Genomic DNA, 7479 nt, shown 5'->3' on the forward strand with positions numbered 1-7479 from the left:
AAAGATTTTTCAGTCAAAGACTAGGGTTGTCCTTGGTACGCTGGCAAGGGGAGTATAAGGGAGTCGAGGCAGTGTGGTTGCGTTGGGCGACTTTTGCTGGCGATTTACTGCCCACGGAGTCAGAGCTAACCGAACAGGAAAGAATGCGGGCCCAACAGGAGAGAATGCGGGCCCAACAGGAGAGAATGCGGGCCCAACAGGAGAGAATGCGGGCCCAACAGGAAAGAATGCGGGCTGAGGATTTAGAAGCATTGCTTCAACGCTATCGAGAGCGTTTTGGAGATTTGCCGGAATAATGACTCTCCAGGAAGCTAAATAGAAGATATGATACTAAATCCGTTGAGTATAGGCTACTTATGAGGAGAGGCACTCATGCAAGAGGCAAGAGGCAAAAGGGAGAATAAATAATCAGTTTTTAATAACCGGATTTAGGATGAGAACATTTTTTCCCATTATATCGGGAGAGCCGTTGGCTTTCTAGTATTGGCTGGTTAAAAATTTTCTTTACAATAAGTTCATCATCAGGTACAATGGCTCTAAATCTTAAAGTTAATTTTTTTAGCTAATTACATTAGCTGATATAACCCGCAGGCTAGTTTAATAGTATTTTAGCAAGTATGAGAGAGCTAGAATAATCTTTCTCATTCTATATAGCTAATTGTAAACTGACCTAGTTGTAATTACGATTAAAACGCTTGTAGCTTGCCAATATCAAGATAAGATATGACAATAAAACCACCATTGCAAGAGAAAAAAACTATCGAGCTAGATGCTAACTTCTCTACAACTCGCCGAGTAACTGTGGAGAGGCCTGCTATTATTAACGATTCTTCTGCAAAAGTGCAATCTCATTTATTTTTGCCACCAAATCCAGAACGCAAGGGAGAAGGGGGATTAAGAACAAAGGGATATTTCAAGCACTCCTACACGGAGACAAGTGAGTTATCGGAAAAATTTGCGGTTCCGCTGGTTACTATTATAACGGTAGTTTTTAATGGAGAAAAGCACTTAGAGCAAGCAATTCAGAGTGTCATTAGCCAGTCTTACAATAATGTTGAGTACATTATTATAGACGGAGGTTCTACTGACAGCACAATTGATATTATTCGTAAGTATGATGATCAGATAGATTATTGGTTGAGCGAACCTGACGAAGGTATATATGATGCGATGAATAAAGGCTGGAAATTGAGTCAAGGAGATTACATTTACTACTTGGGGAGCGATGATATATTGTTAAATATACCTAGCCAATCTATTCAGAAAGCAAGTTTAAACAATACGGACATAATTCATGGCAATGTAATTATGGATAACGGTCAGCTACGGATCAGTAGATATAATCCATTGATTGTGTTAAAAAATACTTTATGTCCCCAAGGACTATTCATTAAGAAAAACTTACTTGCTCAACTTCCGTTCAACACGAAATATAAAATATATGCTGACTTCGATCTTAATCAAAAGATTTATAAGATGAGTGCATCGTCAATCAAAGACAAATCTACAATTGCTTTTTTTAGACTTGGTGGTGCCAGCAGTTCCTATCAAGATAACTCAAAATTAGCGAATTGTAAGCAGGAGTACGCTAGAGTTATTTATGATAATTTTGGTTTGTGTGGGCTGATTTTATCTTGGATTTGGGGGGCTGTACGAGGTTTAGTTGTTAGACACAATATCCATTTACATACCGATTACAAAACCTTGAAAAAAGTTTTAAAAGACTGCGAATAATCCTTTTTATTCGAGCGATATTTGCATGAACATATTTGAGCAATAAACAATTTAAAGGAGTTAGACACTTTCTATGCAGAGTACAGCAAATAGTAGCAATTATCAACATTTATTAAGTATAATCAATACTGAATCTTACAGACATTCAACTCATCAAGAAGTCAAAATTCTAGATGTTGGGTGTGGTAACGGACAATTGATTGCATACTTGACAAAAAATCTTCCCTGTGTACAGCCAAATATTAATTGGAAAGTCTATGGTTTAGACGTGGTTAATCATGGTGTTCAAAAAAAGGGGTTTATGGATGAAACAATTGAAAATCTATCAAAGAATTTTTCTGAGATAGATTGGCATGAAAGACTAACTTTAATGTATGATGATGAAAAGTGGCAATATCCAGATAATTTTTTTGATGTAATTATTTCTAACCAAGTGGTGGAACACGTCAAGAATCACATACTTTTTTTTCTTGAGATATCTAGAACATTAACAATGAATGGATACTCTGCACATCTATTTCCCTTATCTGACGTTCTCTGGGAATGGCATATTCATTTACCTTTGGTTCATAAGGTGAAAAATTTTGATTTTTTGTTTGATAACATTAAGTTTTTAAGCACTTTAGGTTTAGGGACTTTTCATAGTCAGACTAAAGAATCGGGTATATCTTTGGACGATTGGACTGAAAAACATACGGATTATTTACATTATTTTACTAACTATATTAGCTACCAAGAGATTTTAAAGATGGGCAAAATATCTAACTTAAGAACATCTTTTAGATATACGAGGGAACTTTATCAACTATACCTAAACAAAAAAATGAAACGAACACCAAAATCAATTTATACCAACCATAATAGCTCATTTATCTTGGAGTTTTTATCTATATTTTTTCTTAAGTATGTTGCCAGTGTAACTTTGTTTCTTGAGAAAAAACAGACTTTTAACTAATCAATCGGAGTAAAAAATGAATCAATTTATCGAGACGTTGAGTCAATGCCCTAAGTGCCAAAGTAGTCAATTAATTTTTGACGATCATCAGATTATTTGCAAAAACTGTAGTTCTGAATTTGCTATTATTAATAATAAACCAGTATTCATTCGAGAAGATAATGAAATTTTTTCTCCCTCTTTTTATACTAATGCGGTTACTAATTACAGTTCAAAAGAGAAAAAAAATATATTCTCAAAAATTGTCCCTAGTCCCTCGATTGCATTCAACCATGCTGAGAGGATTCAAAATTTCGCTCAGACTTTAAAAAAGTTTACCCCAGCATATGTCTTGGTTGTGGGTGGAGGAAATCAGAAAAGAGATTTGGATAGGTTAATGTCAGAATATAGCAATATCAAATTGATCTATTCCGATGTTGATGTTAATGCAGATGTCGATTTATTCTGTGATGCTCACGATCTTCCTTTTCAAGACCAAGTTTTTCATGGTATTATTACCACAGCAGTTTTAGAACACGTTCTCTACCCCGAAAAAGTCGTTAGTGAAATGCACAGAGTTCTCAAAGATGGTGGGGTAATTTATTCAGAAATTCCCTTTATGCAGCAGGTTCATGAAGGGGCCTATGATTTTACCAGATATACCCTCTCCGGTCATCGGCGCTTGTTTAACTATTTTTCAGAAATTTCCAGTGGTTTAGTGGCAGGACCTGGAACAGTTTTAGTCTGGTCTATCGAACATTTCGCTTTATGTTTTACTGGCAATAATACCTCAAGATTATTAACTAAAGCGATGGTGAGATTAATGTTTTCTTGGCTTAAATATTTTGACTATCTATTCAAAAATAATCCTCAAGCTCTCGATGGAGCTTCTTGTACATATTTCTTAGGAGAAAAATCTTCTGAGAAAGTAGTTTCTGATCAAATGATTATTGAGAGATATCAGGGAGCTAATAATCTTCGCCATACCTAGAGAATATCGTCAACTCTCCAGTTTATACAAGAAAATAATCTAATTAAATCCTCAACAGTGATGAAAGTTTTGTTATTCAGTCGCTACGATACTTTGGGAGCTAGCAGCCGCTATCGTACCTACCAATATTTGCCTTATTTGAAAAAAGAGGGAATAGAGGTTGAGACCGCTCCTTTATTAAATAATGATTATCTTAGAACTCGCTACTTAGGGAAAAAATACCCTTTATCGAGATTATTATCTGCTTATCAACAGAGAATTTCGCTGCTATTGAAATCTCAAAAATACGATTTAATCTGGTTAGAAAAGGAAGCATTACCTTGGCTACCAGCTTGGCTAGAATTACTGTTGCTCAGAGGAAGAACACCTTATGTAGTTGACTATGATGACGCAGTTTTTCACCGTTACGATCAACATTCTGCTTCTGTAGTTAGATGGCTATTGGGACAGAAAATCGATCGAGTAATGCAGAATGCTCGCTTAGTGATTGCGGGAAATGATTACTTAGCTAACAGAGCAACACAAGCAGGAGCTAAATGGGTGGAAATATTACCCACCGTCGTCGATCTCGATCGCTATCCCTTATCAAAAGCTCCTCAAAATGAAGTCTTTACCATCGGCTGGATAGGAACCCCACTGAAGTTTTTTAATTATATCAAAGAACTAGCTCCTGTTTTAAAAGAAATTTGTCGAGATGGTGGTGCCAAAGTCGTTGCTATTGGTGCCAAAGAGACAAATATAGAGGATATCCCTTTAGAAATTAAGCCTTGGTCAGAAGCAACCGAGGTGAAAGAGATGCAACAATTTGATGTAGGGATTATGCCCCTTACTGATACGCCATTTGAGCGAGGAAAATGCGGATTTAAACTAATTCAATATATGGCATCTAGTCGCCCAGTTATTGGTTCACCAGTAGGGGTGAATGCCGAGATTATCGAGCAGGGTATCAACGGTTTCCACGCTAGTAGTCAAGCTGAATGGCTGCAAGCTTTTCAAAAACTTAAAAATGATCGATATTTAAGGGAAAGCATGGGATTAGCGGGCAGAAAACTTGTCGAAGATAAGTATAATATTAAAATAACTGCTTCTAGGATGCTTCAGCTATTACAGGCAGCTGTCCAAGTTAAAAAAACTTAAACTTGTTCTCATAAAATTATCCCTAAATAAAGAGTTTAAACTGTGCATGAAATGAAAATACTTTTTGTTATTACTAGAGCGGATACCGTTGGGGGCGCACAGGTTCATGTGCGGGATTTGGCGAAATTTCTCCAAGATTCTCACCATCAAGTCTTAGTTGTTACTGGAATCAAAGGAATTTACAATCATGACTTGCAAGGACAGCACATAAACAATGTATCTTGTCAATACTTGGGCAAAAAAATTAACTTAATTCAAGACTGGAAAACCTTAAATTTTCTTCAAAAAATTATTGCAGAATTCCAACCAGATATTATCAGCACTCACTCTAGTAAAGCGGGAATTTTAGGACGATTAGCAGCCAGAAAAAGCAAGACTCCTTGTATTTTTACCGCCCATGGTTGGGCTTTTACAGGAGGTGTACCAGAGCCGAGTCGAACTATCTATCAGTGGTCAGAAAAAATCACAGAACCTTTAGCTAATAAAATTATCTGTGTTTCGGAACAAGATCGATCAATTGGACTAAAAACTGGTATGCAACCCAATCGATTATTGACCATACATAATGGGATGCCAGATATACCAGCAGAATTGAGAGCTAATCCTAGTCATTCTAACCCTGTTCGTATTGTTATGGTGGCAAGATTTGATCAGCAAAAAGACCATGTAACCTTACTGAAAGCCTTTCAAAATATTCCCGAAGCCCATTTAGATTTGGTCGGAGACGGTCCGGATTTAGAAAAAATTAAAACCTTAGCCAAGGAGCTAAAAATTATCGACAGAATTAATTTTTTAGGCTTTCGTACCAATGTAGCAGAAGTATTAGCCCAAGCCCAAATATTTACTTTAATATCTAATTGGGAAGGGTTTCCTCGCACCACAATCGAAGCAATGAGAGCAGGACTACCAGTGATTGTGTCCGATGTTGGGGGAGCGTCAGAAGCAATTATGGAAGGAATAACAGGTTATATTGTACCCCGGGGAGATGTTAACACTTTACACCAGAGACTATTACAATTAGTTCTAGATGCTCAGTTCAGGACTAAAATGGGAGCGGCAGGACGCAAACGCTACGAAGCAGAATATACTTTTAAGAAGATGTTTGAAAAAACCTTTCAGGTTTATGAGCAAGTTTTAGAGAAAAGGACTAAAAATGATGATTGAGAATAAATTGTTAATCACAGGTGCTACAGGGTTGCCAGGTGGTTTTTTCATGGAACGTTTGGCATCTACTAAGCCTGAAATAGAAATACATTGTTTAATTCGCCCTACTAGCGATCGCAGTATGTTAGATAGTCTAGGATTACCCATAATCTATCATATTGGTGATAGCTCGATTCCAGAAACTTGGCAGCAAATTTTTAGTGAAAATAATTTTCAAACCATTATCCATCTCGTCCAGCTTCGACAAGTACCAACCATACTTAATAGTCTAAAAAAATTCCAACAAACTCCCCGATTAATTATCATCGGAACCACGGGAGTGTATTCAAAATATAATGAATATTCTGCCGAGTATAAAAAAGCAGAAAGCTATTTACAACAATATGCTGGTTCTTATGGTCTCCTGAGACCGACAATGATTTATGGTTCTCCCCAAGATAAAAACTTACACAAATTGATTAAATTCTGTCACCGCTACGGATTCTTTCCCATTTTTGGCTCTGGGGATAACCTGTTACAACCAGTTCACGCTGATGACATTGCCCAGATGTTGTTAAAAGTCTGGGAATGTCCTAATATAAAAGGTGCTTACGATCTTTCCGGAGGTAGTATTGTTTCCTTCCGTCAGTTAATTTTATTGGTAGAAAAGTTATTAGGAAAATCGGTACGACCCCTATCTTTTCCTTTAAAATTTGGCATTTGGTCGGCTACTCTATTAGAAAATACATTAGGTAAAAAGTCACCCGTGCGACGAGAACAAATCTTGCGATTACAAGAAGACAAAGCTTATTCCCACGAAGAAGCTAAAAGGGATTTAGGGTTTACTCCTCGTACTCTAGAAGTCGGACTACAACAAGAGATAGAATTAATGCGCTCCCAAGGCATAATTTAACTAATTAAATCAATTTTTGTCTTGACTCTAGCCATATTCAAAAAACCCTGAATTGGCAACCTCCCTTTACTTTAGAGCAAGGATTAGCCCGAAACATTCAGCCAGAAAATTAGTGTTCAGCTTGTCAAAAAGGCCTCATAATTCAAGTTCCGCTTTGACAAAATCGGCAGTTTTATGGAGAGAAAACCCCACTTTAGCGGCTATCATCTGCATAGCGCGATTATCCCTTAAAATGTCCGCTTCAATTCCGTCTAATCCTTAGAGACGGGAGAAAGATTGTTCAGTCAAAGGCTAGGGTTGACTTTGGTACGCTGGCAAGGGGAGTATAAGGGAGTCGAGGCAGTGTGGTTGCGTTGGGCGACTTTTGCCGGCGATTTACTGCCCACAGAGTCAGAGCTAACTGAACAGGAAATAATGCGGGCCCAACAGGAAAGAATGCGGGCTGAGGATTTAGAAGCATTGCTTCAACGCTATCGAGAGCGTTTTATGGACTGATGAGCTAATAGCACTAAAACATTATCCGAAAACTGTTATCTCAAGAAAAGACGCGGTCGTCATCTATAAAGAACTAAAGAACGATGGATTTGTCATAACTGCTTTTTTGACATCCTCCTGCGAAGAAATTAT

At 37.3% G+C, this 7479-nt stretch carries 6 protein-coding genes and 2 pseudogenes; all 8 read left to right on the plus strand.

What is annotated here, in order from left to right; genetic code table 11:
* A pseudogene (locus tag IM319_RS17235) lies at window positions 1-296 on the plus strand (Uma2 family endonuclease); the annotation flags it as partial.
* 427 nt (window positions 297-723) lie between these two features.
* Window positions 724-1734: a glycosyltransferase family 2 protein gene (locus IM319_RS17240; protein ID WP_287736404.1), complete on the plus strand. Its 1011-nt coding sequence runs from the start codon at window positions 724-726 to the stop codon at window positions 1732-1734.
* Window positions 1735-1807: 73 nt separating this feature from the next.
* Window positions 1808-2689, plus strand: coding sequence for a class I SAM-dependent methyltransferase (locus IM319_RS17245; protein WP_287736405.1), 882 nt, complete (start codon window positions 1808-1810; stop codon window positions 2687-2689).
* 16 nt (window positions 2690-2705) lie between these two features.
* Window positions 2706-3659 (plus strand): methyltransferase domain-containing protein, encoded by a 954-nt coding sequence (locus IM319_RS17250; RefSeq protein ID WP_287736406.1) that lies wholly within the window; start codon window positions 2706-2708, stop codon window positions 3657-3659.
* A gap of 60 nt (window positions 3660-3719) precedes the next feature.
* A complete protein-coding gene (locus IM319_RS17255) occupies window positions 3720-4796 on the plus strand; it encodes a glycosyltransferase family 4 protein (protein WP_287736407.1) in 1077 nt (358 codons plus the stop codon).
* Between the two features lie 51 nt (window positions 4797-4847).
* The gene (locus IM319_RS17260) at window positions 4848-5960 is read left to right on the plus strand and encodes a glycosyltransferase family 4 protein (RefSeq protein WP_287736408.1); all 1113 of its coding nucleotides are present in this window, start codon (window positions 4848-4850) and stop codon (window positions 5958-5960) included.
* Window positions 5950-6852 (plus strand): NAD-dependent epimerase/dehydratase family protein, encoded by a 903-nt coding sequence (locus tag IM319_RS17265; protein ID WP_287732575.1) that lies wholly within the window; start codon window positions 5950-5952, stop codon window positions 6850-6852. The genes IM319_RS17260 and IM319_RS17265 overlap by 11 nt, the downstream gene beginning before the upstream one ends.
* A 255-nt stretch (window positions 6853-7107) precedes the next feature.
* Window positions 7108-7347, plus strand: a pseudogene (locus tag IM319_RS17270) (Uma2 family endonuclease); the annotation flags it as partial.
* Between the last annotated feature and the right edge of the window lie 132 nt (window positions 7348-7479).

Source organism: Microcystis sp. M113S1 (assembly GCF_020246945.1).
In the GTDB taxonomy this organism is placed as follows: domain Bacteria; phylum Cyanobacteriota; class Cyanobacteriia; order Cyanobacteriales; family Microcystaceae; genus Microcystis.

Bases quoted from the DNA above. Each gene is read 5' to 3' on its own strand.
- IM319_RS17240 (WP_287736404.1), top strand. From the start codon at position 724: ATGACAATAAAACCACCATTGCAAGAGAAAAAAACTATCGAGCTAGAT.
- IM319_RS17245 (WP_287736405.1), top strand. From the start codon at position 1,808: ATGCAGAGTACAGCAAATAGTAGCAATTATCAACATTTATTAAGTATA.
- IM319_RS17250 (WP_287736406.1), top strand. From the start codon at position 2,706: ATGAATCAATTTATCGAGACGTTGAGTCAATGCCCTAAGTGCCAAAGT.
- IM319_RS17255 (WP_287736407.1), top strand. From the start codon at position 3,720: ATGAAAGTTTTGTTATTCAGTCGCTACGATACTTTGGGAGCTAGCAGC.
- IM319_RS17260 (WP_287736408.1), top strand. From the start codon at position 4,848: ATGAAAATACTTTTTGTTATTACTAGAGCGGATACCGTTGGGGGCGCA.
- IM319_RS17265 (WP_287732575.1), top strand. From the start codon at position 5,950: ATGATGATTGAGAATAAATTGTTAATCACAGGTGCTACAGGGTTGCCA.